This window comes from Cryobacterium sp. Hz7 (genome assembly GCF_004402815.1).
Taxonomy (GTDB): Bacteria; Actinomycetota; Actinomycetes; order Actinomycetales; family Microbacteriaceae; genus Cryobacterium; species Cryobacterium sandaracinum.
Map to the genome: position 1 here is coordinate 55,614 of NZ_SOFB01000052.1, position 26,274 is coordinate 81,887.

The 26,274-nt window shown below is 66.3% G+C and carries 24 protein-coding genes and 3 tRNA genes; 18 read left to right on the top strand and 9 right to left on the bottom strand.

From position 1 onward, the window contains the following. Positions 1-2,219 precede the first annotated feature (2,219 nt). Together E3N86_RS12370 and E3N86_RS12375 are read left to right on the top strand one after the other, a co-directional pair. Positions 2,220-3,860: a hypothetical protein gene (locus E3N86_RS12370; protein WP_134512077.1), complete on the top strand. Its 1,641-nt coding sequence runs from the start codon at positions 2,220-2,222 to the stop codon at positions 3,858-3,860. A 494-nt stretch (positions 3,861-4,354) separates the two neighbouring features. Beyond that, positions 4,355-5,638, top strand: a complete 1,284-nt coding sequence (locus E3N86_RS12375; RefSeq protein WP_134512078.1) for a Fic family protein — start codon at positions 4,355-4,357, stop codon at positions 5,636-5,638. Between the two features lie 170 nt (positions 5,639-5,808). On the opposite strand, the gene E3N86_RS12380 is transcribed toward E3N86_RS12375, so the two are convergent. The 4 genes from E3N86_RS12380 to E3N86_RS12395 form a co-directional block, all read right to left on the bottom strand. After that, positions 5,809-6,576, bottom strand: coding sequence for a YfbU family protein (locus E3N86_RS12380; RefSeq protein WP_134512079.1), 768 nt, complete (start codon positions 6,574-6,576; stop codon positions 5,809-5,811). Between the two features lie 421 nt (positions 6,577-6,997). Next, positions 6,998-7,633: a hypothetical protein gene (locus tag E3N86_RS12385; protein WP_134512080.1), complete on the bottom strand. Its 636-nt coding sequence runs from the start codon at positions 7,631-7,633 to the stop codon at positions 6,998-7,000. A gap of 319 nt (positions 7,634-7,952) precedes the next feature. Beyond that, on the bottom strand, positions 7,953-8,459 hold the full coding sequence (locus tag E3N86_RS12390) for a hypothetical protein (RefSeq protein WP_134512081.1): 507 nt from the start codon (positions 8,457-8,459) through the stop codon (positions 7,953-7,955). A gap of 265 nt (positions 8,460-8,724) precedes the next feature. Next, positions 8,725-8,940 (bottom strand): AlpA family transcriptional regulator, encoded by a 216-nt coding sequence (locus E3N86_RS12395; RefSeq protein WP_134512082.1) that lies wholly within the window; start codon positions 8,938-8,940, stop codon positions 8,725-8,727. A gap of 87 nt (positions 8,941-9,027) precedes the next feature. Here E3N86_RS12395 and E3N86_RS12400 point away from each other — a divergent pair, with 87 nt between their 5' ends. Together E3N86_RS12400 and xerC are read left to right on the top strand one after the other, a co-directional pair. Beyond that, a complete protein-coding gene (locus E3N86_RS12400) occupies positions 9,028-9,768 on the top strand; it encodes a helix-turn-helix domain-containing protein (RefSeq protein ID WP_134512083.1) in 741 nt (246 codons plus the stop codon). A gap of 14 nt (positions 9,769-9,782) precedes the next feature. After that, positions 9,783-10,919, top strand: a complete 1,137-nt coding sequence (gene xerC / locus E3N86_RS12405) for a tyrosine recombinase XerC (RefSeq protein ID WP_166785089.1) — start codon at positions 9,783-9,785, stop codon at positions 10,917-10,919. Positions 10,920-11,006: 87 nt separating this feature from the next. Here the strand turns inward: xerC and E3N86_RS12410 are convergent. The 3 genes from E3N86_RS12410 to E3N86_RS12420 all read right to left on the bottom strand — a co-directional run bounded on the left by E3N86_RS12410 (position 11,007) and on the right by E3N86_RS12420 (position 11,379). Further along, a tRNA-Phe gene (locus E3N86_RS12410) sits at positions 11,007-11,079 on the bottom strand. Between the two features lie 67 nt (positions 11,080-11,146). Beyond that, positions 11,147-11,220: transfer RNA gene (locus E3N86_RS12415), tRNA-Asp, on the bottom strand. An 86-nt stretch (positions 11,221-11,306) separates the two neighbouring features. After that, a tRNA-Glu gene (locus E3N86_RS12420) sits at positions 11,307-11,379 on the bottom strand. A gap of 238 nt (positions 11,380-11,617) precedes the next feature. Between E3N86_RS12420 and E3N86_RS12425 the strand changes: the two genes are divergently transcribed. Next, positions 11,618-13,030 carry a M23 family metallopeptidase gene (locus E3N86_RS12425; protein ID WP_134372744.1) on the top strand — a complete coding sequence of 471 codons (1,413 nt, stop codon included), beginning with the start codon at positions 11,618-11,620 and terminating at the stop codon, positions 13,028-13,030. Further along, positions 13,023-14,450, top strand: a complete 1,428-nt coding sequence (locus tag E3N86_RS17730) for an NlpC/P60 family protein (RefSeq protein WP_134372741.1) — start codon at positions 13,023-13,025, stop codon at positions 14,448-14,450. The genes E3N86_RS12425 and E3N86_RS17730 overlap by 8 nt, the downstream gene beginning before the upstream one ends. Positions 14,451-14,681: 231 nt before the next feature. Here E3N86_RS17730 and E3N86_RS12440 read toward each other — a convergent pair whose 3' ends face one another. Continuing rightward, the gene (locus E3N86_RS12440) at positions 14,682-15,200 is read right to left on the bottom strand and encodes a DUF6671 family protein (RefSeq protein WP_134512085.1); all 519 of its coding nucleotides are present in this window, start codon (positions 15,198-15,200) and stop codon (positions 14,682-14,684) included. 208 nt (positions 15,201-15,408) lie between these two features. Beyond that, positions 15,409-15,900, bottom strand: a complete 492-nt coding sequence (locus tag E3N86_RS12445) for an inorganic diphosphatase (protein WP_104102469.1) — start codon at positions 15,898-15,900, stop codon at positions 15,409-15,411. A 45-nt stretch (positions 15,901-15,945) separates the two neighbouring features. Between E3N86_RS12445 and tilS the strand changes: the two genes are divergently transcribed. The 12 genes from tilS to panC all read left to right on the top strand — a co-directional run bounded on the left by tilS (position 15,946) and on the right by panC (position 26,142). Then, positions 15,946-17,019, top strand: coding sequence for a tRNA lysidine(34) synthetase TilS (gene tilS / locus E3N86_RS12450; protein ID WP_134372735.1), 1,074 nt, complete (start codon positions 15,946-15,948; stop codon positions 17,017-17,019). After that, positions 17,000-17,551, top strand: a complete 552-nt coding sequence (hpt, locus tag E3N86_RS12455) for a hypoxanthine phosphoribosyltransferase (protein ID WP_134372732.1) — start codon at positions 17,000-17,002, stop codon at positions 17,549-17,551. Before tilS ends, hpt begins: the two co-directional genes overlap by 20 nt. Positions 17,552-17,617: 66 nt before the next feature. After that, on the top strand, positions 17,618-19,627 hold the full coding sequence (gene ftsH / locus E3N86_RS12460; RefSeq protein ID WP_134343456.1) for an ATP-dependent zinc metalloprotease FtsH: 2,010 nt from the start codon (positions 17,618-17,620) through the stop codon (positions 19,625-19,627). A gap of 8 nt (positions 19,628-19,635) precedes the next feature. Next, positions 19,636-20,205, top strand: coding sequence for a GTP cyclohydrolase I FolE (gene folE / locus E3N86_RS12465; RefSeq protein ID WP_134343455.1), 570 nt, complete (start codon positions 19,636-19,638; stop codon positions 20,203-20,205). Next, entirely contained in the window at positions 20,202-21,020 is an 819-nt protein-coding gene (gene folP / locus E3N86_RS12470; protein WP_369827988.1) for a dihydropteroate synthase, read from the top strand. Before folE ends, folP begins: the two co-directional genes overlap by 4 nt. After that, positions 21,017-21,382, top strand: coding sequence for a dihydroneopterin aldolase (folB, locus tag E3N86_RS12475; protein WP_104102455.1), 366 nt, complete (start codon positions 21,017-21,019; stop codon positions 21,380-21,382). The genes folP and folB overlap by 4 nt, the downstream gene beginning before the upstream one ends. Continuing rightward, positions 21,379-21,903, top strand: coding sequence for a 2-amino-4-hydroxy-6-hydroxymethyldihydropteridine diphosphokinase (gene folK, locus E3N86_RS12480; protein ID WP_104102453.1), 525 nt, complete (start codon positions 21,379-21,381; stop codon positions 21,901-21,903). Before folB ends, folK begins: the two co-directional genes overlap by 4 nt. Then, positions 21,900-22,370, top strand: a complete 471-nt coding sequence (locus E3N86_RS12485; RefSeq protein ID WP_104102450.1) for a DUF3180 domain-containing protein — start codon at positions 21,900-21,902, stop codon at positions 22,368-22,370. Before folK ends, E3N86_RS12485 begins: the two co-directional genes overlap by 4 nt. Beyond that, on the top strand, positions 22,363-22,860 hold the full coding sequence (locus E3N86_RS12490) for a PH domain-containing protein (protein ID WP_241986076.1): 498 nt from the start codon (positions 22,363-22,365) through the stop codon (positions 22,858-22,860). Before E3N86_RS12485 ends, E3N86_RS12490 begins: the two co-directional genes overlap by 8 nt. Next, a complete protein-coding gene (locus tag E3N86_RS12495) occupies positions 22,857-24,455 on the top strand; it encodes a PH domain-containing protein (protein ID WP_134512087.1) in 1,599 nt (532 codons plus the stop codon). The genes E3N86_RS12490 and E3N86_RS12495 overlap by 4 nt, the downstream gene beginning before the upstream one ends. After that, positions 24,452-25,210: a Rossmann-like and DUF2520 domain-containing protein gene (locus E3N86_RS12500; RefSeq protein ID WP_134512088.1), complete on the top strand. Its 759-nt coding sequence runs from the start codon at positions 24,452-24,454 to the stop codon at positions 25,208-25,210. The genes E3N86_RS12495 and E3N86_RS12500 overlap by 4 nt, the downstream gene beginning before the upstream one ends. Beyond that, a complete protein-coding gene (panC, locus tag E3N86_RS12505; RefSeq protein WP_134512089.1) occupies positions 25,207-26,142 on the top strand; it encodes a pantoate--beta-alanine ligase in 936 nt (311 codons plus the stop codon). The genes E3N86_RS12500 and panC overlap by 4 nt, the downstream gene beginning before the upstream one ends. Positions 26,143-26,274: the final 132 nt, after the last annotated feature.

Here is a 26,274-nt window from a genome sequence, read left to right on the forward strand (position 1 = left end):
GAGGGAATGGTTGGTTGCTTAAAAATAGTGTTGCGCTGAATCATTCGTATAAATCATTCAGAGAATGATTTTGCAAGGTTGCCGATCACTGCTTGGTCCTACGACGGCTCTCCAAGTACGGAGTGGATGCCCTATTAAGGCAGCCAAACTCGTTCGGCCAGCCTCAGATGGCAGACCGAAGACCTCAACACGACGGTGTCGGGACACCTGTTCGATCTCGGCGTTGGCAAGTTAGTCGCACCTTGCGCATCGGTTGGCCTTGGGGCGCTCGCCTAACCTAGTGGTCGAACAACCCGGCGGATCGCGCGCTGCAGTTGCTCTCGCACGGCCTTGGCAGGTGTTGGCGGAGCGGATTCGCAGAGTTGGTTGCTCTTGGCGCGCCAAGGACTTCTGAGCGACTCGCGGTCAGCTCCCCGCGCATCCCAGAGGTCACCGAGCGAGGCGACGTGGATATGGGCCAACAGTTGCCCCTTGGGCCTTGAGATTTCGGGAATTGGGTGTCGGACTCCTACTGCCACTCTCGGCGCGCCAGCGTCGCGATCGCCGCGCACCATCAGCTTTCGTTGGCCTCAGTGAGGCAGCTTCAACGCTTCACTGTTCACCGAGTGGAACCGGTGGATCCTGTCGGCGTCCGTGGGGGAGCGCAGCGGAGGAGAGGCGTCGGCAGCAAGGCACCCGACAAACCCCGGCGGGGGTTGGGAGCGCGAGGGAGCGCAGCGAGTGAAGTAAGGACCCAAGGAGCGCAGCGACGAAGGGCAAGACCGCAGCGTAGCGGAGGGCGCAGCGATCGTCGGCTGCGCCGACCACCACGCAAGATTTTCATGGAGCGCAGCGGAATGAAAAACGTAGCGTGGTGCCAATCGTTCTTATGCCCTTTCCCTTCCTCCCCCGTATTCGGAGCTCCAGCGGAGAATCGAGGTCAAAACTGCTGGTGCATCAGCGTAAATGGATGATTCACCTCATCTGTTCACAACCCCGTTGACGCAGTCAACAGCACTAGGGGTTGTTAACAGTGGCATCCATTTCCGTTGGAAAGGCGGGGTTTGGTTCTCAACAGCTTTTCCGGGGCCTTGGCACCGGGTTGACAGCCATGGAGCGCAGCGACGCAGAGCGCGTTTCACCCTTTGACTCAAGCTCGTTTCACCCCGCCGCAGCCGCGGGCACGCGGCTGCCTTTGCCTCATCACCGGCGCAGGTCGGAGCAACGCGGAGACCTCCCTCCTAGCGATTTCAGCCGTGTCTGAGCTCGTCTCAGACCATCCGTTTCGATCGACGCAGATAACGAAGCGGGAATCGCCACAGCCGCGCAGCGGCGCTCTGGGGCAGTGGGAGCTTCATTGCCTTGGAGACGTCAGTCGACACGAATGCCGTCGCCTGGTTGGCCGCAGACCCGGTTGCAGATCAGCTACCTGGGAGCAGCAGAGCTCCTTCATGGCCGAGGCGCGCGCGTGGCACCTTGTGTCACTGTGCCGAGTATCAGAGCCCGCTTCAGAGCACGTCCCAGTTCCGACGCGGAGGCGCTGTCACTCCGCAAGTCTCACGGCCGTCACAGTCACTGGCACGGTCTCGCGCATCCTGTAATTCGGAACTTTGCTAAGCCTTGGCCCAGTCGATGTCCAAGTTCCGATTCAAGGGTCAGGCCGACCTCGCACCCTCGGACATTCAGGGGATCCAGGTTCGACGCTTGCGTCGAGGCTGGATTGCGCGTCCATGCCGACGGGGCGGTAGCCCCGGGGACGGCTTTGGCCTGATCGGCTCCGCCGTCGCTGCGGCACAGCGGCAGCCTTTTCGGTGCACAGCTCCTCGGCCGCAGGAGCTCGAGACCCTCGTCGTTGGAGAGATCCCTTCCAAGGGGGCGAGGAGCGGCCACCAACGGGCCGTTACGTGGTCGCTTTCTTGGTTACGCCTGCATCTCCGAGGGGCATTCTGAGGAATTCAGGCAGGGGAGACCAGGATCTGTGCCTTATTGCGGGTTGCTGACCAGCGGCTGACCAGTAGCTGGTCAGCCGCGCAGGGACAGATACGCGCAGCTTCCGCAGAGAAGCGCAGGGGGCGCGAATGGGCCGCAGGCTGACCGGACTCTGGTCAGGCGCCGCCCTCGTGTTTGGCTCTTGAATCAGGGTGCCCGACCGCGGGCGCGAAGCGACCGCGCGCTGGTCAGTTGGTGGCCTCGTGCAGGCTAGTCACGGGTTGTCGTCGGCAGGCAATAGATTTTCCAGCATGGCCCACACCGCTGAGGTTCTCGCCGCATTCCAGGATGGCGAAGTGCGACTGATCTTCGCCCGCGACAAGGACACCGACGAGCTGGTGCTTCTCGAAGACGGAACAGCGAAAGCGCAGCGCGCGTACACGAAGGCGTCCCTGCAATGTCCGATCAGGGACTGCCCCACGCCGCACCTGACGACGGTGGCGCGCAAGAAGAAGCGCGACGGGTACATGCACCTCTCCGGCGGCGGCCACGCGCCTGAGGGCATCTTTCACATTCAGGGCTGCGAGATGATCGCGCTCTGGCTGCGCGAGAAGTACCCGGCTCCCGGGTTCCGTATACAGAAGGAAGAGCGCTCCAACTCCGCGGGCGAGCGGCGAGCAGACGTGATGGTCACGCATGTCGCCACGGGCTCACGGATCGCCTTCGAGATCCAGTACGCCTACCTGAAGCGGGACGAGTGGCAGGAACGCCATGATTCCTACGTGAGGCAGGGGATCCCGGATGTCTGGCTGTTCGGCCATGTCGGCGCGCAGCTGGTGCTGGACAAGCACACGCCCGACCAGGTGCGCCTGAGCCCGACCCACGAAGCGGTCGCCGCCAGCGGTCTGCGGCTCCTCTGGCTGAACCCGTATACTCACCAGCTCGGCACGACGGTCTCGAACGGTCATGGCCCAGGGAGCACCACAGTGGACATCCCGACGGTCAGCGGGTCGGGCCGGCTGGTGCTGAGTCCGCTGGACGACTTTCGCCTGGCTACGTCGGGCGTCGTGTCCACCGGCCTGGCGAGCGACCTGCTTGAGCATCTGGAGACGAACCGTGTAGCCGACGCTGCGCACCGCGCCGAAGTCGCGCGTCAAGACCAGCTGCGGCAGGAGCGCCTCGCGCTCGAGGCGGCGCGGGAGGCTGAGCGCACCATCCAGCGCGCCGAAGCCAAGACGCTGGCTCTGGCGCAGCGACGCGGTAGGGCACTTCTCGCTGCTGAACGCCTGGAGCCCGCATGGCAGGCGACCGAGGCGTACAAGACGGTGCTGGACAGGTTCGATGGCCGGTGGCCCAGGTTCTTGAACGTGAAGACCAGCGTTGGACCCGGGATTCCCATGCCCGCGGGGCAATGGCAGAGCGCGTTATTCGAGGAGTTCTGGGAGGGCCGGCCGACCGGCTCCGCGATCTACGAAAGCAAGTGTGTCGCGCACCTGGCGATTCCGGGGATCCCCAAGTACGAGATGAATCTCATGGTGCGAGAGTGGCTGGAGGCTCTGGTCGCAGCTGGGTACGCGCAGTCCAAGCGCCGGTTGGGCTGGGACGGCGAGCTCACGACCGGTTTCATCGTTGGGAAGCCCCGGGGGCCAATATCCGCCAAGGAGATGGCCCACCGGGTCGCAGCGTCCGTCAGGGTCGAGGCCCAGCGGATCAAAGACCGGGACAGGGAGCATGCTCGCCGGCTGGACGAGTTGCGGATCGCTCAGCAACGCACGGAGGCGTTTGAGGCCGACCGCAATAAGCCGCTCGAGGCACGTGCTCCCAAGGCAGTCGGGCGGTCCCCGGCCGAGCAATCGTCGAACCCGACGTGCACGGTGTGCAAGCGACCGCTCTTCGACGGACAGCTGGGGCGCGGGATGCACACGCCTTGCACCTCTGGATGGCGCGCATAAGCGCAGCGGCAGCAGCTTTTCGGTGCACTCTTCCACCGGACTAAGAAAGTGCGTACTCCACATCCTTCGGGAGATCTCGTCCAAGGGGGCGGGGAGCGGCGCGTCAGTTTTGGCGAAGCCGAGCACAGTGGAACACGACCCCCGATGCAGAGCGAGGCTGGGCAGCCGGCGCCAGCGGAGCTAGGCGGAGGAAGAGGGATGCAGGAACGATTGGGGAGACGACGCTGAGCTGGTAGCGGGCGGCCGGGCTTTCGCACAGGAGTCCGCTCTCGTAAGTACGTTCCTTGGTCCCGCCCACTGTGACCGCTTTTCTTGAGGTCAGTTGTGGGGTGAATCCTGATGCGCAGCTCGAGCAGATGCGGCACCCACCAGAGCAACTTCATCGACCCAGGCAAGGGAGCGTGCGAGCTACCGATGCACAAAGGCACTATTTATTACCTTTATACGATATAAAGTTAATATACTAACTCGGTAAATGACGTTAGGAGTAATTCGTGGCTCACTACGTCGACCTGCTCTGGAACCCCGAGGACGCTGCTCACCTCGGCCGGAAAGACCGCGCGCCCGGGCGCTACCGGGCCTACGTTCCTGACGAGCTGGGCGAGCACTTGCCGCAACTCGGACGGGACGCTCAGCAGGCCGCCGAGGATGCGCTGGCAGTGCTTGCACGCGCGGATGAGCGAATTGGCCAGCGCGGTGGATACCTGAACCACTTGCTGATCCGGTCCGAGAGCATTTCGTCGTCCTGGATCGAAGGCAACAGCGTGACCCCAAAGAAGCTCGCCATCGCTGAGCTACTGCAACGGGGCACGCGCGTTGCGGTAGAGGTCGTGGCAAACGTCCGCGCCACGGAGGAAGCCATCGCTGAGTTGGCTGACCGCGATCGACCAGTCACAACAAGCGACATCGCGGCCTTGCAGCACATCATCGAGCCCGCGCTCGAGGTGGGTCTGCGCACCGAGCAGAACTGGGTCGGTGGCCCCGGATGGAGCCCCCTGCGCGCCGACTTCGTGCCGCCGCCCCAGAGCGAGGTCCCGCGCCTGGTCGACGACCTCGCGCGCTTTGTCACCGCCACAGACGGAAACCCCGTCCTGCGAGCAGCGATCGCTCATGCTCAGTTCGAGACCATTCACCCGTTCATCGACGGCAACGGCCGCACCGGCCGGGCGTTGATCCACACCGTGCTGCGCAGGGCTGACGCTCTGAGGAACACCCTGATCCCGATCAGCACCGTGTTTGCTGGCGACAAGGACGCCTACCTCGAGGGGCTGACGGCTTTCCGGGAAATACCGTCCCGTCTGGATGATTGGGTGATCGGCTTCGCCCACGCGGCCGAACTTGCCGCAGCAAACGCAGTGCTGCTCTCGGACGAGATCGCCGCTCTGGATAGAACTGTGCTCGAGGACCTGATCCGCTATCGCGGCGAGCAGGGGATCAGACCGGCCACTCCGCGCAGCGACGCAGTGGTGCTGCGAATCGTCGCTGCCCTGGCCACCGACCCGGTCCTGACCATCGAGACCGTGGCCAGGCAATACAGAGTGTCCACAATTGCAGCGCAGCGCGCTCTGGTGCAGCTCGCCGAAGCGGGCATCCTTGACCGCACTAAGGATCAGAAGGGGAGACTGGTGTGCTGGACGGCCGACAGGCATCTAGCCCTGGTCAGCCTGACCGAACGCAGCAACCGCGTTGGAGCCGGAGACACCGGACACGGCAAGCCTCGGCTCGGCCCGGCCGCTCCGGCCGTCGGCCAGGTGGGGGCTCTGCGCAACAAGGTGTGACAGACGCGATCGCGCGGGGAGCATCGCCCAGCCGGGCCGGCCGGATGAGTCTCAGTGCGACCTTGCTCTTGGGTACCTGATTGCATCTCGTGGTGAAAACGCAGTTGTGCGCGAGACGGAGGACCACAGCACAGCGTTGAGCCCTCCCCTGAATTCGGTAACGGGGTCCTCTACTTACCCCGGCGACTCGGGTGAGTTGTCGCATCTTCAATCGCAGAAAGCTCTTCCGGTGATAGCAACCAGGCGTCCATCATGCTGCTGCCACGCGCGCGACCGTCCATGATCCGTCGATACTCTGCGAGCATCCTCGTGTAGACGTCGAGCATCTGCATGTGCGAGTTGCCTCCATCGTTGTCCTGGATGTAGGGCTTGAGTTCCTCCCAGCGGCCCGTGCTGACAAGATGCTGGACGTATCGCGCCATGTGGCCTTCGAGGGCGTCATTGTGGTCAAATCCGCGAAAAGACAGTCGCTCAATGAGGGCGTCGTCGACGGGTGCACCCTCCCTTTCGTGATGCTTCACGCTCGCGATGATCACCCGGAACATTTGCAGAACGTCCGTCAAGCGCTGACTGTCGCGCCGGGACAATTCGGTCTCGAACCCCGCTGCTTCTCGCCAGTACTCGAGAGTGAAGCCATGCTCCAGGTTGCGGGCCATCTGCAGCTGATCGTCTTGATTGCCGTCGTCGTCATTCTCGTCGTCGGGAAGGACCCTAGCGAGAATGCGGTGTAGCAGCGAGAGAACCTGCCGATCCATGAGTCGCAAGCTGTCAGGCACGGGAGCGTCACCGTGACGACGTTCGGGCTCGCCGCCGATTGGCACGACCGACTCAAGGAGAAGGTCGCGCACATGTTCGCTGAGCGAAATCCCTTGATTGTCGGCCATGATCTTGAGCTGCTCGTAAACGTGATCGTCCACTCGGACGTTTAGCACTGCCATTAAATCCTCCTGTAAAGTGTATGACATTTACAGTAACACGTCATACAGTGCACGCACAGCGTTCGTCACCTGAAGCGCTGAAACGGCGCGAAAGAGCGAACTGTGGCAGCACGCAGAACGCGTCAGAAAGTCGCGAACAGGGCGCGATTCTGGTGCGTCTGAAGGCAACAACGATCTTCTGCACCGTTGCACAGCCATCAGATTGCCGCGGTCCTCGTCGCCAGAGATGTCACAGGTGTTTGGCGACGCAGCGTGCTCCGCGCTTCGGGCGCCGACGTGATGTCCGGCGGTACCGGGCGTGCCGCCGGCGAGGGCCATCTTGTGGTCGACCCCTTCACGCAAGGCCCCGGTGCGTGCAACGAACTGCGAGCGGCTTCAAGCCTCGTAGCAGCAATCTACGTCGGTCAGGGAGGAGCGGATGTTAAGACTGGAGGAAACTGTCGAGGATGTCCACGAGCGCCTGAGGGTCGCCGGCGTGCAGCAGCCACTCCACCGGAGTCACGCGTCGGCCTTCAACGAGCAGGTCCTCCTGGGGGGTCAACATGAAGCCCTGAATGCTCGCGGGGCGCATGTCTTCCGGGAGGCCTTTCACCAGAGCGGCGAGGCCCGGAAGCAGGGGCTGTGCGGGGTCGTTGGTGAACTGCCAGAACGGGTAACGGCGCTTGCCGCCGGCCGTAAACGAGTACAAGCCGCCCTTTGCTTGGCGATGGCGCACCCGGGACGCGTCGATGCCGAGTCGCAGCGCAACCTCGGCGGCGCTCAGCGAATTGATGACTGCCTCCAGTCGTGTCTTGCGCTCCTGCTTCGCCAGATCACCGCGTGCGAGGCTGGCCTCGATGTCAGCAAACTCCGCGGCCGTGAAGGTCCCTGACTCGATCAGGAACGCGACCTGCTCGTCGGAGAGGGCGCCGCCGCGCGGCTGGCGCTTTTTGAGCAAAGCAGCCGCCTCGCGAAGGATGGCAATAACCAACTCATCGCCGTGGCCTTGCGCCTGGGCGGTCTCGATGAGGTAGTGCATGCTTTCGCGGACTTCGTTCGGGATCGTGCCGTCTGACATGGATCTCCTTTTCGATGACAAAGAGAGATAGCGAGCACATCATCCTATGAAGGGAACTCTGTGCGAACAACGGTAGGGGGTCCATATTGCGGTGCCCGCTCGTGGTGCAGGGCGGGGGTGTCGGACGGTGGTCATCTTCGGTGATGATTGCTGGAATGACGTCCCCGGCCCGGCTTCACAGGTCAGGCGTTGTCAACCCCTCATTTGTGAGGGACTGAACGAAGTATCCCAGAGCCCACACCGTTGAAGGATTCTGGACCGATGCCGCCCACGAGGCTGTGCAGCTAATGCGCGAGACACGAGCAGACGTATAGGGCCGCTACTGTGCGCTTGCGATGGCCCATTCATAGCCGGGCTGGGTTGCATCCGGTAGCCACATGAGTGTTCCGGAAGTCGAGTTCACGTCGAGGACGATCTTGCCCGAGCCATGTTGGCCGGGCCCCATGGCTGCAGGCAGAATCTCACCGAGTGGAAAGCAGAACCTCGCCGCGTTCGTGTACAGCCCCGCCGACATGGTGGCCCCATCTGATCCAATCCACTTGAACCCGAAGCTGTTCAGTGCATTCACGCCGTCGTGCTGTCCTAAGTCGACCGTGGTCGAAAGGACCAGAAAGTGTCCGTTCTCCGGGGCTCGGGAGCTGTCCTCAGTGCACGGCGGATCAAACACGGCGCCGTCCACCACAGCGACGGAATCTTCGAAGTCAATGGGGACCCCAAACGAAGCGGGGTGGTTTCCGTAGGCAGTCAGCGGTGCCGCGTCGCTGGCCTGTTCGGGAGCCGTATTGAGCGGAGCTATGGCGATCGGTTGCTCCGCGGGCACGCTCACGTCCGACGGTGCGACTGTGCAAGCGCTGGCTGTGAGCAGAACGAGTAGTGCTGCTGTGAATAGGGAACCAGTGCGCATGTGTCTCCGGTCTCGGCGGTCATCCGCAGCCTAGCGTGCGGGTCCCGCATGGTCTGCAAACGCTGCCTCCGCGGCTCACGACTAGTTCCACCCCCTTCGCCCGGACCGGCTGTCACAGAGCGCCTCGGCAATTGCCGGGGCGTTTTGCTTTTCTGGTCTGGGGGAGTGACGGTCGCGTCCTGTCGGATCACCGCGCCTGAGGCTCGAGCTGCTCCTCGATCCAAGCGTCGACGTCGGATTGACGCCACCGAACCGCGTGCCCTCCGAGCTTCACGGCTCGAGGCAGAGACTCTCCGGTCGAGCGCTTGCGGTAAATGGTGGACATCGACATGCCGGTCTGATCCGCCAGGTCCTGCGCGGTGAGGAGTGCGATTGGACGCGCTCGGGGGTGCTGTACTGTCATTACGACGTTCCTTTCTACAGGTTCTATAACGTGTAATTTGATGCTAGCGGCTTTCCTTTTCTTATACAAGTTCTGTATCCTGTAAGCATGAGTGAAACCGAAACGATATCTGCGGCCGTAGGGGCGTTCGTCTCGCAAGTTCGTCGGGAGCACGGTCTCACGCTTGATCAGATCGCTCGCGCCGCCCGTTCTTACGGAGCCAGTTGGAGTGCCAGCAGCGTCAGTAACATCGAGCGCGGACAGGCGTCATTGACGCTGCCCACTCTGCTGCTGCTGGCTCTTGCCCTGGGGGACCTCGTGGAACAGCCGCTCACGCTCTCAGCCTTGCTGGGAGACGCGGAGCTCCTCACTCTGGTGTCCGGCGGCCAGCACCCTGTGAAGCGCTCGTGGGTCGATGGAGTGTTGAAGGGTGCTGAGGTGACGAGGAGCTCTGTCGAGCGCGTCTATGCCGAGGATGACCACGAGGTTGACGAGGAGCTCGAGGCCGAGGTCCTGCTCAAGATGCGCGAGATGCGCAGCCGAGAGGCGACGCGTGCCGATGTGGCCGACCAAGTCGCTCAGCTCCTCGACCAGTCCCAGATGCCCCCCGAGCCGGCGACCCGGAACCCCGCCAAGGGCGATGCAGGCAGCCTGGCCGAGGAGCGTGCAGCCAAGAAACTCGGCATAAGCATCGCCCAACTCCGGCAGCTAGCTCTCGACCTCTGGGCGCGTTCGCTCGAAGAAGAGTCGTCCCGGCGCGCCGGCACGGACAGCACGCCGCAGGCCCGCGGCCGTGTAACTCGCGTGCTCGTTGACGAGATCCGAGAGTCCATGCAGGAGGGGCGCTGATGGCCAGGCCGAGGATGGGAATTGGAACGTACGGCACCATTAACACGAGCGAAGTCCAGCCCGGGAAATGGCGCGCACGCACCCGCTACCGATTCACCGATGGTAGGGCCCGTCAAGTTGAAAAGTACGGTGCAAGTAGGGCAAAGGCGACCTCTGCGCTGAAACAGGCGATCACGACCATTGAGGCGGATCGGGGCGGCGAGTTGAAGCCGACCACTTCCTTGCGCGTCCTCGCGCAGATGTTCCTGGACGCCAAACGTGATGTGGGACGATCCGAGGGCACGTTGGAAACTTATGGCTATGCGGTCTCCGCCCACATAATCCCGAAGATCGGCGACCTCACCGTCGCCGAGGCCAAGCCGGAGCGTCTGCAGCCATTCCTCAACCGCATTGAGAAGGAGAGCGGGGCCGGCGCCGCGAAGAACTGCCGCTCGACACTGAGCGGGATGATGGCCTTAGCCGTAGTCAACGGCGCCATAGATAAGAACCCCGTACGTGAGTTGGAGCGAATCTCCCGAAGCAAGGGAAAGAGGCGTGGCAGTGCAGCCATCCCTCTTGACGAACTGCCCGCGTTCTTCGCCCATGTCCGAGCCGATGCAGACTTGATGAGGTGGGACACTGTCGGGTTGATCGAGTTCATGCTTTCGTCAGGCTGGCGTGTTGCGGAGGCCTGCGCCCTCGATGTGGCCTCAGTGGATTTTCAAGCCGGCACGGCCACCGTTGAGGCAATCAACGTTCGGGTGAAGGGCCAGGGGGTTGTGCGGCAGAACTTCCCCAAGACCGAGAAGTCAGCACGCACCACGCCCCTGCCGGCGCAGACGATGGAGCTGCTCCGCCGCCGTCACGAAGTACTGCGGGAGTTCACGACGCTGCTATTTCCGACGCCGTTGATGCGCCTACGCGACCCGTCGAACACTCAGCGCGAGATTCGCGACCGGCGCGATGTGCTTGGTTATCCGGCACTTTCCACGCATTCGTTTCGCAAGACCGTAGCGACGATCCTCGACAAAGCGGGGTTGTCAGCCACTGAAATTGCCGACTACCTCGGCCACGAGAACCCGTCCATGACTCAAGACGTCTACATGAACACAATTAAGGGGTCAAAGCGGGCTGCCGAAGTGATGGGCCAGCGACTTGAAGGCCTGATCTGAATGTGCGGGGTTTATGCGGGGTGGCCGACTGAAAACTCACGCAGAAAAGGAGAAATCCCCGTAAGTAGAGCCTTACGAGGATTTCAGTGGCCCCGACCGGCGTCGATCCGGTGACCTTTCGATTTTCAGTCGAACGCTCTACCAACTGAGCTACAGGGCCAGAAGTGGCTTCGAGAAGCCGCTTCAAGGAAAAAAACCCTCTCTGTCGAAAGGGCTTGTTGCCTGTGCGACCCTGACCGGACTTGAACCGGCGACCTCCGCCGTGACAGGGCGGCGCGCTAACCAACTGCGCTACAGGGCCTCGTAAGAAGAACTAACGAGAGTCGAACTTTGTCTAGCTGTTTTCGTACTTGCTTATTCTTGCACATCCCAGACCTGCAGGATGCGTAGCCCCAACGGGATTCGAACCCGTGTTAACGCCGTGAAAGGGCGCCGTCCTAGGCCGCTAAACGATGGGGCCGAGACGCCATAAACCTCATGGCTTCCGACGCATAAGCATACGGTCTACCGCCCGGGAATCTCAAATCGAGAGCAAAAAGTGTTCCTTCCGGGGGTGTCGCAGGCATTGAGCCCGTGAATTTCCCAGGTTTCGCTTGACGGGCCGCTAGATTCAAGGGGGGTGTTTTTACCCTGTTGTTGTTACTCTGAGCCGGTCTCAAGCAGTAGCAGATGTGTGTAACGAGCCCGATCGGGGAGTAATGAAGCGCACGGCAGTTCTCTTCAGCCGGGAAGCACGAGCGGAAAAGGGGGGTGACGGATCCGCGGGCAGCAGGCGCAGTCGCCGCCACCGTGTCAGCCTGGCGACCGGTTTCGTCGCTGCGCTCTCCCTCTTTGTTTCCCTCATCGGTCCGGCCGGCCCGGCCCAGGCCATCGACTATCCAACGTGGCAGGACGTGCAGAACGCCAAGTCCAACACGGCCGCCGCCTCGGCGCAGGTCAGCCAGATCCAGGGTCTGATCGCCGACCTGCAGACCCAGGTGGAGCAGACCCAAGCCGAATCCGAGGCACGCGGAGCGGAACTGCAGGCGGCGCAAGAGAAGTTCGACGAGGCCAGCCGGCGCGCCGCCGACCTCGAGGCGCAGTCCGCCGCGAGCTCCGCGGTGGCGGCGACCGCGACTCGCCAGGCCGGCCAACTTGCCGCCCAGCTCTACCGCACCGGCGGCACCGACCTGAGCGTGAACCTCTTTCTCGACGGCGAGGGGCGCGGCGAAGACGCCGATGCGCTCCTGTCCAAGCTGGGCAGCATGAGTAAGCTCGTCGAACGCAGCAGCAGCGTCTACGAGCAGGCGCAGACCGCCACCAACGTGGCCGAGTCTCTGGGTGACCAGGCCAAGGTCGCCCAAGCCGAGCGCGAGAAGCTCCGCATCGCGGCCGAGGAAGCGCTCGTCGCTGCGCAGGCCGCCGCGCAGGCGGCCGCCAGTGCCCTAGCCGAGTCGGAGGCGAAGAGAGTCGAACTCGACGCCCAGCTGGCGTTCATGCAGGATGCGCAGGCCACTACGTCGGCCGGCTACGAGGCCGGAGTGGCCGAGCGGGCGCGACTGGCCGCCATCGAAGCGGAACGGGTGCGCGTCGAGCGCGCTGCGGCCAGCGCGCGGGCGGCCGCAGCGGCCGCAGCTGCAGCGGCCGCGAGGCCGAGCAACGGGGGAGGCTCGTCCAGCAGCTCCGGCAGCTCCGGCGGCTCAGTCGGCGGCGGTGGCTGGGCGGTTCCATCCGGCGGGCGCATCACGGACGGCTACGGCCCGCGTGCGCAGATCTGCGGCAACGAGGGCTGCAGCAAGGGCTTCCACAGCGGCACGGACCTCGGCGCCGGCTGCGGCTCGGGAATCTACGCGGCCAGCAGCGGCACCGTCGTCTACGCCGGTCTCTACGGAACCTACGGCAACTTCGTTTTGATCCAGCACGCCAACGGCATCTCCACCGGGTATGCCCACATCCGCTCGGGCGGCATCTTCGTCTCCAACGGCGAGAGCGTCTCCGCGGGGGAGAACATCGCCAGCGTTGGGGAGACCGGTGCGGCCAGCGGCTGCCACCTCCACTTCGAGGTGCGCACCAACGGCAGCCAGATCAACCCGGTTCCGTTCATGTCGGACCGGGGCGCTTCCCTTGGCTAGGGACACCGACCGACGGGGGTGGCGCAAGAAGCCCTCCCGTCTGTTCGCGGCGGTCGCCCTCGGAGCTGTCTCGGCATCCGTGGGCGTCGCGGCGCCGGCGGCGTTCGCCGTGCCCGGCTACCCCAGTTGGGACGACGTGGCGAAGGCCAAGCTCAGCGAGGCCACCAAGCAGGCCGAGATCGAATCGATTACCGAGCTGCTCCAGGGCCTGCAGATCTCGGCGGCGGCGGCCACCAAAGCCTCGCTGATCGTGGCGGAGGCCTACCGGGTCGCGCTGGACGACCTCGAAGCGGCCACGGCCCGTGAAGCGAGCCTGGCGAGGCAGGCCCAGACGGCGGAGGCCCGTGCCGCGACCTCGAAGCTGCGGGCTGGCCTGATCGCAGCCCACCTGGCGAAGACCGGCGCCCAGGATCTGTCGCTGAGCCTGTTTCTCAACGGCGACAACTCCGATGAGTTGCTTGGACGGCTCGGCACCGCGAGCAAGCTGAGTGAGCAGTCGGACACGATCTACCGCGAAGCACTGCAGGATAAGAACACCTCCGAGTCGCTCGGGAAGCAGGCGGCATCCGCTGCCGAGGAACGCACCCGGCTCAGCGCGGAATCGCTGGCCAGGTACGAGGCGGCGAATGTGGCCGCGCAGGCCGCCGAGACGGCCTACGAGACCGAGCAGCGGCGCTCCACTGAGCTGTTCGCGCAGCTGGCCCTGTTGAAGGACACCACGGCCGAGGCCGAACGCGCCTACCAAGCCGGTCAAGATGCCGAGGCGGCGACGGCGGCCCTCGCCCGGGCGCAGGCGGCGGCCGCCCAAAAGACCGCAGCCGACGCCCAGAAGGCCGCGGGCGGCAAGAGCACGCCCCGGCAGCCGGCGGCCCAGCCCGCGCCCCAGCCCGCAGCACAGCAGCCCGCTTCACGGCCGGTCACCCCGGCCCAGGCGGCCCAGCCCGCTGCCGCGGCAGCTCCTGCGGCTCCGGCCCCGGCAGCTCCTGCGGCTCCTGCGACTCCGGCCCCGGCGGCTCCGACCACCGCGGCCCGGGCCCCGAGCGCCGGAGCGGTCGACACGGCGCTGTCATTCGCCACCCAGCAGCTCGGCGACCGCTACGTGCTCGGCGGCTCCGGGCCGAACGTCTGGGACTGCTCGGGGCTGACCAAGGCCGCCTACGCGGCGGCGGGCATCTACATTGGCTCGCACTCGGCCACCAACCAGTACCGCACCATGGCCAACGAGGGTCGCCTCGTGCCCTTCAATCAAGCTCAGCGCGGCGACCTCGTATTCTGGGGCGGGGGTGGCGACTACTACCATGTGGCTATCTACGTGGGCGGCGGCAAAATCCTCGAGGCTCCGAACCCGTCCTCGCCCGTGCGCATCCACGGCATCTGGTCTGCGGGCGACGTGGCTCCCTACGTGGGACGACCCGGCTGACCGGCGAAACGGATCACCGGGTTGTCGGGTGCGCGGGCATCCGGGGCGTGTCTGCGAATTCGTGTCACCACACCACGATGGCGCTCAGGACAGCCCCGCCCCGGTAAGTGAGGGCGGGTTTGTCGTGGCGAGTGGCAAGTCCGCGCCACAGCTTGCGGGTGTGGCAACCCGGCGTCGCCGCTCGGGGAGCGCGGGGACGAACGAGGCGGCAGCACGTGTGGGGTCGCCACTTCACTGGTTGCAGTAGTCGCACCATTCTGGGGCTGCCAGTGCGTGATTTCGTGGTGGTCGGATCTGGTGAGTGCACCGGCCGCAACCGTGGATATCGGCTGTGATGGCCTGGGTTGCCGATCCGCAGAAGGAGCAGGGCAGGCCGTGTTCGACGTTGACGTGGCCAAACCCGGGCGCCCGGGAGGCCGGACACTCGGTTGAGAGACGCTGGGCCATTTTCTCGCACAGTGCTCGGATGGCTGCGGCGCGGGATGGTGTCTTGTGGGCGCGGTAGTCCGGAAGTATCGCAACGGATTGGTGCTGTTTCAGAAGTGCTTCAGCGGTGTCGCCGAGGATCTCGAATTGGGTGATGTTTTTGTGGATGACCGTGTGGTTCTTCTGTGTGCCGTGCAGGATCACGCCTTGGTTCAGGAAGCCGATAGCCGACGCGAACGTGATGGCTTCGCTGGCGCGAATGATGTGTCGTCTTCCGGCCACTGGCGAGGAGCTGACGCTGCCTTCGGCGATCTTCAGGCCCAAGGTGGTTCATGTCCCGCCGGGCAACTGCTTCCCGGCGGGTACGCGGGCCCGGTATGGCTGGACATCGGCGGGATCATTCCTGGTCTGCGCGTGATCCAGGCCCGGGACGAGCCCCGGCAGCCTGACCTCACTCACGCCCGCCCTCACAGCAGTACGAGTCACGAATCGATTCTGCCGACAATCCTCACCGGACTGCAGGAGACGCGTCCTAGTGGCCCTCTTCCGCCAGTTTCGTGAGGCCGTCGCGCACGATCTGGTCGGCCTCCGCGGCGTCGCCCCAGCCCTCGGTCTTGACCCATTTGCCGGGTTCGAGGTCCTTGTAGTGCTCGAAGAAGTGCTCGATCTCCTTGCGGGTGTACTCCGGGATGTCGGTGACGTCCTGGATATAGTCCCAGCGCGGGTCGCCCGCGGGAACCGCGATGACCTTTGCGTCTGAGCCGCCGTCATCCGTCATATTGAACACGCCGACCGGGCGAACCGACAGGCCGACCCCTGGGAAAAGGGGAAACTCGATCAGGACCAGGACGTCGACCGGGTCGCCGTCGAGTCCCAGGGTGTTCTCGAAGAAGCCGTAGTCGGTCGGGTACACGAAGCTCGTGTAGAGAACCCGGTCCAGGTACACCCGCCCGGTCTCATGATCGACTTCGTACTTGTTGCGGCTCCCGCGAGGGATTTCGATTACTGCGTCGTATGCGGCCATGGCCTGGTCTCTCCCTTGTTCACAGTCTGTCGATAACGTTACTGGATGGAGTCCCCACGCCGCCCGAGGCTCACCCCGGCGATCGCCGATGTGCGCCGCCATGTACGCACCCTGCTCACCGAGGCCGGCCCGGCCCGCGGCGGCGGCCTGGTGCTGGTCGGCCTCAGCGGGGGAGCCGACTCGCTCGCCCTGGCCGCAGCCACCGCTTTCGAGGCGCCGCGCGCGGGCCTGCGCGCCGGGGCGGTCATCGTCGACCACGCCCTGCAGGCCGGCTCGGCCGGCGTCGCGGCGGCCGCGGCCGGGCAGGCGCGGGAACTCGGCCTCGACCCGGTTCTCGTTCTTCGGGTCACGGTCGACCACGGCACGGATGCCGGCGGTCCGGAGGCCTCCGCCCGCACCGCTCGGTACGCGGCCTTCGACCAGGCGCGGCGGGAGACCGGCGCGAGCCACATCCTCCTCGGGCACACACTCGACGATCAGGCCGAGACCGTGCTACTCGGCCTTGCCCGGGGATCGGGCCCCACAAGCCTGCAGGGAATGAAGCCGGTCGGCGGGCCAATTCTGCGGCCGCTGCTGGGCATCCGTCGCGCCCGGACCCGGCAATTCTGCGTGGATGCCGGCCTGCACCCCTGGCAGGACCCGCACAACGACGACCCCCGCTTCCAGCGGGTGCGGGTACGCCAGACCGTGCTCCCCGTACTCGAGCGGGAGCTGGGGCCCGGCGTGGCCGAAGCACTCGTGCGCACGGCCGGGCAGCTGCGCGAGGACTCGAGCGCGCTCGACGACCTGGCCCGTGGTCTCAGCGAGCAGCTGAGTGAACCGCTCAGCGACTCTGCCGACGGCGCCGGAATCCGGCTGGACGCGAGCCGGCTCGAGACGAATCCGCCCGCGGTGCGCCAGCGGATCATCCGATTCTCGGTCGAACGGGAGTTCGGGGTGTCCCTGGAACGCGTGCACACGCTGGCCGTGCTGCGCCTGGTCACCGACTGGCACGGGCAGAAGCCGCTTGACCTGCCAGGCGTTAGGGTTATACGGCAGGACGGCTGGCTGATATTGACCGCGCCTGGACACGCCCCGAGTAAAGGACCCTCCCGCTCCCATGGAACCCCGCGACATTGAAGGCGACCTCACCGAGATTCTGATCGAGGAGGAGCAGATCCGCACCCGGCTCGCAGAGCTGTGCCGCCTGATTGAGACGGACTATGCCGGCAGGGACCTGTTGCTGGTCGGCGTGCTCAAAGGAGCGGTCATGGTCATGGCCGATCTGGCGCGCGAACTCGTGCACCCGATCACGATGGACTGGATGGCGGTCAGCTCCTACGGGTCCGGCACGCAGTCCAGCGGCGTCGTGCGCATCCTGAAGGATCTCGACACCGACCTGCTCGGCCGCAACGTGCTCATCGTCGAGGACATCATCGACTCCGGTCTGACGCTCTCGTGGCTGCTGTCCAACCTGAAGTCTCGCGGCCCGGAATCCGTTGAAATCTGCGCCCTGCTGCGCAAGCCGGATGCCGCTCGCGTCGACATCGACGTGAAATACCTCGGTTTCGACATTCCGAACCAGTTTGTCGTGGGCTACGGTCTCGACTTCGACGAACGCTACCGCAACCTGCGCTCGGTGGGCGTTCTCGCCCCGCACATCTACAGCTGAGCCTGGTAGCGCTTTGGGCGAACACACGGTCTTCGTCCAGCGCGGTCACGGTAGCCTGTCACCACGATGAACGTCAAGAAGCTACTGCGCGGGCCGCTCCTCTACATTCTCCTGGCGATTGTTGCTGTGTGGGTAGGGTCGAGTCTCATTACCATGTCGGGATTCAAAGAGATTCCGACCCAACAGGGACTGGAGTTCCTGAAAGACGGGAAGGTCTCCGAGGCCACGATCGTCGACGGCGAGCAGCGCGTCGACCTCACCCTGACCAAGGCGGATAAAGACCTCGGTAGCGAGGTCCAGTTCTACTACGTCGCCCCGCGTGGCGAAGAGGTCATCACGGCCGTCACCACTGCCAATCCGGCCGACGGCTTCACCGACGAGGTGCCGAAGTCCAGCTGGATCCTGTCGCTGCTCGGCATCATGCTGCCCCTGCTCCTGATCGGCGCTTTCTTCTGGTTCATGCTCGCCGGCATGCAGGGTGGCGGCAACAAGGTGATGCAGTTCGGCAAGTCGAAGGCCAAGCTGGTATCCAAGGAGAGCCCCCAGGTGACGTTCGCGGATGTCGCGGGCGCCGACGAGGCCATCGAGGAGCTCGAGGAGATCAAAGATTTCCTCAAGGAGCCGGCGAAGTTCCAGGCCGTCGGGGCGCGCATCCCCAAGGGCGTTCTGCTCTACGGCCCTCCCGGAACCGGTAAGACCCTCCTCGCCCGGGCCGTGGCCGGCGAGGCCAACGTGCCGTTCTACGCGATCTCGGGCTCCGACTTCGTGGAAATGTTCGTCGGCGTCGGCGCGAGCCGCGTGCGCGACCTGTTCCAGCAGGCCAAGGAAAACGCCCCGGCCATCATCTTCATCGATGAGATCGACGCCGTTGGCCGTCACCGCGGCGCCGGGATGGGCGGCGGGCACGACGAGCGCGAGCAGACCCTCAACCAGCTGCTGGTCGAGATGGACGGCTTCGACGTCAAGGCGAACGTCATTCTCATCGCGGCCACCAACCGGCCCGACATCCTCGACCCGGCGCTGCTACGCCCCGGTCGCTTCGACCGTCAGATCGGCGTGGACGCGCCCGACATGCTCGGTCGCAAGCGCATCCTGGAGGTGCACTCCAAGGGCAAGCCGATGGCTCCCGGCGTCGACCTCGAGGTGCTGGCGCGCAAGACGCCCGGCTTCACCGGCGCCGATTTGGCCAACGTTCTCAACGAGGCCGCGCTGCTCACCGCGCGTTCCAACGCGCAGCTGATCGACAACCGCGCCCTCGACGAGGCAGTCGACCGCGTGATGGCCGGTCCGCAGCGCCGCAGCCGTGTCATGCGTGACAAAGAGAAGCTGATCACCGCGTACCACGAGGGCGGCCACGCGCTCGTGGCGACTGCGATGCGCAACACCGACCCGGTCACCAAGATCACGATCCTGCCCCGCGGCCGCGCCCTCGGCTACACGATGGTTATGCCGGTCGAAGACCGCTACTCCGTCACCCGCAACGAACTACTCGACCAGCTCGCCTACGCAATGGGCGGTCGGGTGGCCGAGGAGATCATCTTCCACGACCCGACCACCGGCGCCTCGAACGACATCGAGAAGGCCACCTCGACCGCGCGCAAGATGGTCACCGAGTTCGGCATGAGCTCGGCTGTCGGCCCGCTCAAGCTCGGGCAGGGTTCCGGTGAGGTTTTCCTCGGCCGCGACATGGGCCACCAGCGGGACTACTCCGAGCGGGTCGCCGAAAGCGTCGACGCCGAAGTGCGCCAGCTGCTTGAAGACGCGCACGACGAGGCTTACCAGGTGCTGATCACGAACCGGGCCATCCTCGATGAACTGGCCGCCGAGCTGCTCGAGCACGAGACGCTCGACCAGCACGCGCTGGCCGGGCTCTTCACGGGCGTCGTCAAGCTGCCCCCGCGGCCGCAGTGGCTGTCCAGTGACAAGCGTCCGGTCTCCGACCTGCCGCCCATCGCGATGCCGACCCCCAAGGCCCTCATCGAGAGCGGAGTCGCCGATGGCAGTACCGCTGGCGAGACCGCCGCGCGCACTCCGGCCCGCGCGCCGGCCCGTACCCCTCGTCCTGCCACCGCGTAGGCCCCCGGGTGGCAGTGGACAGGGTTCGGATCGAAGCCGCGGTCGCCGAGATCCTCGCCGCAATCGGTGAAGATCCCGCCCGTCCGGGCCTCAGGGCGACCCCTCGCCGGGTGGCCGAATCCTACGGTGAGCTCTTCGCCGGGCTGGCGGTGGACCCGGTCGACCACCTGCGTGACACGATCCCGGTGGGCCCGCACACGGGTGAACTGGTGCTCCTGCGCGACATCGCCTTCCGCTCCGTCTGCGAACATCACCTGCTGCCCTTCCTCGGCATCGCCCACCTTGCCTACGTGCCGAACGAACGGGTCGTGGGTCTGGGCAAGCTGCCGGCTGTCGTCGACACGATCGCCGCCCGGCCCCAGATGCAGGAACGCCTCACCGAGGAGATCGCCGAGGCGCTCCAAATCGGGCTCGCACCGCTCGGCGTACTGGTCGTGCTCGACGCCGTGCACGGCTGCGTGACCGCCCGCGGTTCGCGCCAGACCGCCAGCTCGACCGTCACGATGGCCAGCCGCGGGTCCCTCGCCGAACCCGTGAAGCGCGCCGAGATCATGGCCCTGATCGGCTCCGGCCGGTGACCCGGCCGCGCACCCTGATCATGGGGGTGCTCAACGTCACACCGGATTCCTTCAGCGACGGCGGCCGGTGGGCATCGACGGATGCCGCGATCATCCACGCCCTCGACCTGCAGTCCCAGGGAGCCGACCTGATCGACGTGGGCGGCGAGTCCACGCGCCCCGGCGCCGGCCGGGTCGCGCCCGCCGAGGAGCAGTCCCGGGTGATCCCGGTGATCAGCGAACTCGCCCGGCAGGGGCTTTCGATCAGTGTCGACACCCTCAATTCGAGCACCGCGGCCGCCGCGGCCGCCGCCGGGGCGCAGATCATCAACGACGTCTCCGGCGGCCTGGCGGACCCGCAGATGGCATCCATCGCCGCACGCAGCGGGCTGACCTACGTCGCCATGCACTGGCGGGCGCACGCCCCGAAGATGGACGACCTCGCTGTCTATGGCGACGTCGTCGCCGAGGTGCGGGCCGAGCTGGTTTCGCGGGTCGACATGCTCACCGCGGCTGGCCTGCCGCCGGAGAAGATCGTGCTCGACCCGGGGCTCGGCTTCTCGAAGCTGCCCGATCACAACTGGCGTTTGCTGGCCCACCTGGACGCCTTCGCCGACCTGGGGTTCCCGGTCATGGTCGGTGCCTCTCGCAAGCGGTTCCTCGCCGGGGTGCTCCCGGCCGACGCGGGCGTGCTGGAACGCGATCTGCCGACCGCCGTGGTCAGCGTGCTGGCCGCGCAGGCCGGCGCCTGGGCGGTGCGCGTGCACGACGTCGCGGCGACGCGAACGGCGCTGAATGTGCTGGCACTGGCGGATTCCGCCAGAATGGGACCATGAGAAGCGACTCCATCACGCTCACCGGCCTGCGGGTCAACGCGCACCACGGCGTCTACGACTTCGAGCGGGAAAACGGACAGGACTTCGTCATCGACGTAACGGTTTGGCTCGACCTGCGGCGTGCCGCCGCGAGCGACGATGTGACGCAGACCATCCACTACGGCGAGCTCGCCGTGGAAGTGACGGATGCTGCCCGGCACAACCCGGTCGACCTGATCGAAACCGTCGCCGAGCGCATCGCCGTTGCGGTGCTGGCGCACGACGCCGCCGACACGGTGCAGGTGACGGTGCACAAACCACAGGCACCGATCTCCGTACCGTTCACGGATGTCGCGGTGCAGATCGTGCGGACGCGCGCATGACCGACGCGACCCCGGCGCTGCTCGCCCTGGGCAGCAATCTCGGCGACCGCATGGCCACCCTCACCGCGGCGATCGACGCGCTGGAGCAGGTGCCCGGGCTCGAGCTGACCGGCGTCTCCCCGGTCTACGAGTCCGCCGCGGTGAAGGTCGGCGGCGTCGACGACGAGGCACCGCGCTATCTGAACCTGGTGGTCGGCATCCGTTACACCGGGCACCCGCACACCCTGCTCGACGCGGTGAACGCCATCGAGAACGACCACGGTCGGGTGCGGGTCGAACGCTGGGGCGACCGCACCCTCGACATCGATATCATCGTCTTCGGAACGGCCTCGCTGCACGACGAGCGCCTGACCATCCCGCACCAGCGGGCCGCCGAGCGCGACTTCGTGCTGGCCCCGTGGTTGGACCTCGACCCGGCCGCAGTGCTGCCGGGCCGCGGCCCGGTGCGCGCGCTGCTCGGCGCGATCAACACCACCGTGCAGCGGTACCCCGCACTGCCGTCCGCGGGCGGCAACCGGTGAAACGTACGCAGCCGTCGGCGCTGATCGCCCTGGGTCTGGCGGGCCTGGTCGTCGTGTTCCTGCTCGAGCTGGCCGCCGCGGCCGGCGGCTCGGCGATGTTCCTGCCCCCGGCCACCCTGCCGATCGCGTTGATCGCGATCGGGATCGGCGTCCTGGCGCTGGCCTGGCCGATCCGTCAGGCCATTCGCGGCACGGTGCGGAAACACGTCAACCCGTTCCTGGCCATCCGGGTGGCGCTGCTGGCGAAGGCGTCGGCGCTGAGCGGGGCGCTGCTGCTCGGCGGCGGACTGGGAATCGTGCTCTACATCCTGACCCGCTCGGTCGTGCCGGCGGTAACATCGTTATGGCCTGCAATCGGGACGGCGGTAGGCGCCGGGATCCTTCTGACCCTGGGGCTCGTGGCCGAGCACTTCTGCACGCTTCCCCCCGATGACGACGATCAAGAGCAGGGAGAAGTGCGTGCCTGACGCGGCTGTAGGACTGGACCTCCCCGACGTGGAGGAGTGGAAGCGCGTCTCCCCGCGTTATGTGGTGGTGGAGACGGTCGGCACGATCGTCTTCGGACTGGTGCCCACGGCCATGGCCGCGGCGGTGTGGCTGCTCCTCGACGTGCAGTGGGCGCTCTACGTGATCGGCGCGATCGTGTTGATCACCGGGGCCAGTGTCGCCTTCGAACCGCGCCGGGTGCGGGCCATCGGCTATCAACTGCGACGCGACGACCTGCTCTTCCGCCGGGGCATCATGTTCACCCGGTTCGTGTCCGTCCCTTACGGGCGGATGCAGCTGGTCGATATCACGCGCGGCCCGATCGCGCGCTGGCTGGGTCTGGCCGACCTCAAATTCGTGACCGCGGCGGCCTCGTCGGGGGTGCTCATCCCGGGGCTCGCCGAGGCCGACGCGGAGAGCCTGCGCGACCGGCTCGTGGAGCTGGCCGAGAGTCGCCGGGCCGGGCTGTGACCACGCTCGCCGACGGGGAATGGCACCGGCTGCATCCGGCCAGCCCACTGCTGCGCGGCGGCATCTTCATCGTCGCCGTGGTCGGCTTCATCATCGCCAACCTCCGCGAGCGGCTGATCGACGTCTTCTTCGGGGTGCAGAGATACGGCGGCGACCCGATCGACGCGATCCTCGAGCGCGGCGTCGTCGGCTGGGCGCTGCTCGCGGTCGCGGTCGTGCTTGTGCTGATCCTGGCGGTCTTCTACCTGTCCTGGCGCATGCACACCTTCCGGGTCACCGGGGAGGTCGTCGAGGTGCGTAGCGGAATGCTCTTCCGCAGCAACCGCCGGGCCCGCCTCGACCGCATCCAGGGTGTCAACATCGTGCGCCCGTTCATCCCTCGCCTGATCGGCGCCGCGAAGCTCGAAGTCAGCGTGGCCGGTCAGGACGCCAATGTGCAACTGGCCTACCTGGGTTCGACCCTGGCCGACCAGCTGCGACGGGACATCCTTCGCCTCGCGTCCGGACTGCGGCAGCAGGTCGTTCCCGCCCCGGATGCCGCGCTGGCCCAGACCTCCCGTCTCGGTCTCGCTCCCGCGTCACCCCTCTCTCCCGCGACCGCCGCCGCCGACCGGGCCCGGGATCTCTTCGCGCCCGAGCTGGACCCCGACGCCGCCCCGCCGGAATCGGTGGTGCGGATTCCGCCCGGGCGGCTGATCGGATCCGTCGTGTTCAGCGGCTTCACGGTTTTCGTCGTGCTCGCCGGAATCGCCCTGATCGTCGGCGTGACCGCCGGCGGCAGCGACTGGCTGCTCGTAGCCTTCATCCCCACCCTGATCGCCAGCGTCAGCTTCTATTTCACCAGGGTCATCAAGTCGCTGCGCTACAGCATCGCCGGCACCCCCGACGGCGTGCGGGTCGGCTTCGGGCTGCTCACTACTAGCAACGAGACCCTGCCGCCGGGCCGGGTCCACGCGATCGGCGTCTCGCAGCCGTTGCTCTGGCGCCCGTTCGGCTGGTGGCAGGTGCGCATCAACACGGCCGGCCACTCCAGCACCCAGGGTGCCGCCGGCGAGGCCAACACCACAACCCTCCCGGTGGGCACGCTCGCCGACGTCGCCCGGGTGCTCGAATTGATCCTGCCCGGGTTCGACTCGGCGGAGCAGCAGGCCCTGATCGAACGGGGCCTCCGCTCGAAGGGCGGCGACGACGGCTTCACGAACGCGCCGCGCCGGGCGGCCTGGCTGCATCCGTTCTCGTGGCGCCGCACCGGCTACACCGTCGTGGGCGGCATCGCTCTGCTCCGGCGCGGCGTGATCTCGCGGGAGCTGGTGCTGGTGCCGCTGGCCCGGTTGCAGAGCGTCGCCATCTCGCAGGGCCCCGTGACTCGGATGCTGCGCCTCGCCTCCGCCCGGCTGCACACCGTCGCCGGGCCGGTCTCCGCCTACCTCGGGGTGGTGGCCGCCGCAGAGGCCCTGGTTTTCTTCGACCGGATCGCCTCCGGGGCCATCTCGTCGGCCCAGTCCGACACCAGCCACCACTGGAACCAGCCGATCCAGGACCAGCCGACCGCGGCCCAACCCACCTGGAAGCAACCGAACGGAGTCATCGAATGACGCCGCGTCCCGGACGCCTCGGAATCGGCATCATCGGTGCCGGCCGGGTCGGCCCCATCCTCGGCGCCGCCCTCGCCGGCGCGGGCCACGCGATCGTCGGGATCTCCGCCATCTCGCAGTCCAGCCGCGACCGGGCCGAGGCGATTCTTCCGGGCGCGCCCATCCTCACCGTTCCCGAGATCGTCGAGCGCAGCGAACTGGTCATCATCGCCGTGCCCGACGCCCAGCTCGAGAGCCTCGTCAGCGGGCTCGCGGCCACCGGAACCTGGCAGGCCGGCCAGCTTGTGTTGCACACCTCGGCCCGGTATGGCACCTCGGTGCTGGCCCCGGCGCTGGCCGGTGGCGCAATCCCGCTGGCCATCCACCCGGCCATGAGCTTCACCGGCACCAGCATCGACCTGGCCCGCCTCGCCGACAGCTACTTCGCGGTGACGGCGCCCACGCCAGTGCTGCCGATCGGGCAGGCGCTGGTCGTGGAGATGGGCGGCGAGCCCGTGATCGTCGCGGAGGCCGACCGGGCTGCCTATGCCGAGGCCGTTGACACCGCCACGGCGTTCTCCACCTCGATCGTGGAGCAGGCCACCGGGCTGCTGGCCGGCATCGGCATCGAGCACCCCGGAGCGGTGATCGCGCCGCTGATGCGGTCCGCCATGGAGAACGCGCTGGCCCGAACCAGCCCCGACCGTCTCGACCTCTCCCAGCTCGACGCGCTGGACGCGCTCGACACCCGCGACCAGGACGGTTTCGACGAATGACACAACCGCAACACACCGGAGGACGAGTGAACGTGCTCACCAAACCAGCAGTCATCGGCAGCATCGAGGAACTGCGGAGCCGCCTGACCGACGCGCAGAGCCGCATCGAGAGCGCGCGCGCCGGGCGCGGCGAGGCCGGGCTCGGGCGACCACGCATCGTGCTGGTCCCGACCATGGGGGCCCTGCACGCCGGGCACCTGACCCTGGTTCGCCGGGCCCGCAGCCTCGGCGACATCGTCGTGGTGTCGATCTTCGTCAACCCGCTGCAATTCGGGGTCGGGGAAGATCTCGGCAGCTACCCGCGCATGCTCGAGGCCGATGTCGCGGCTCTGGCCGCGGAGGGCGTGCCGTTCGTATTCGCGCCAACCAGCCAGCTGATGTACCCGGACGGCGCCGCTTCCACCCGGGTTGTCGCCGGCGCGGTCGGCAGCCTCTTCGAGGGCGCTGCGCGCCCCGGGCATTTCGACGGCATGCTGACGGTGGTTGCGAAGCTGTTCAACATCGTCGGCCCCGACGTGGCCGTGTTCGGCCAGAAAGACGCGCAGCAGGTCTTCCTGGTCGAACGGATGCTGGCCGACCTCAACTTCCGCACCTGCATCGAGGTCGTCCCGATCGTGCGCGAAGACGGCGGCCTCGCCCTCTCCAGCCGCAACCGCGCGCTCGAACCGGCGCAGCGCGCCGCCGCCCGGGCGCTGTCCGCGGGGCTCGAGGCCGCAGCATCCGTCGCCGCCCAGGGGGTCGGCGCCGCACTGCAGGCCGCCCACGCGCGGATCGACGTGCAGCCGCTGGTTAAACTGGACTATCTCGTTGTCGTCGACCCGCGGACCTTCCTTCCGGTCGGGGGCGAGCATCACGGCCCGGCCCGCATGCTGGTCGCCGCGCTGGTCGGTCACACCCGGCTGATCGACAACGTGGCCCTGGACCTTCCCTAGGCCGCACCACCCGCACGACCGTCACCAGCCAGACCCTCACCAGCCCGACCTTTCATCAACACGTCGTCACATCAATGAGCACGCGCGGGAGCGCCGGGCATCGCCCGGCCGCCACCTGCCACGGAGAACCGC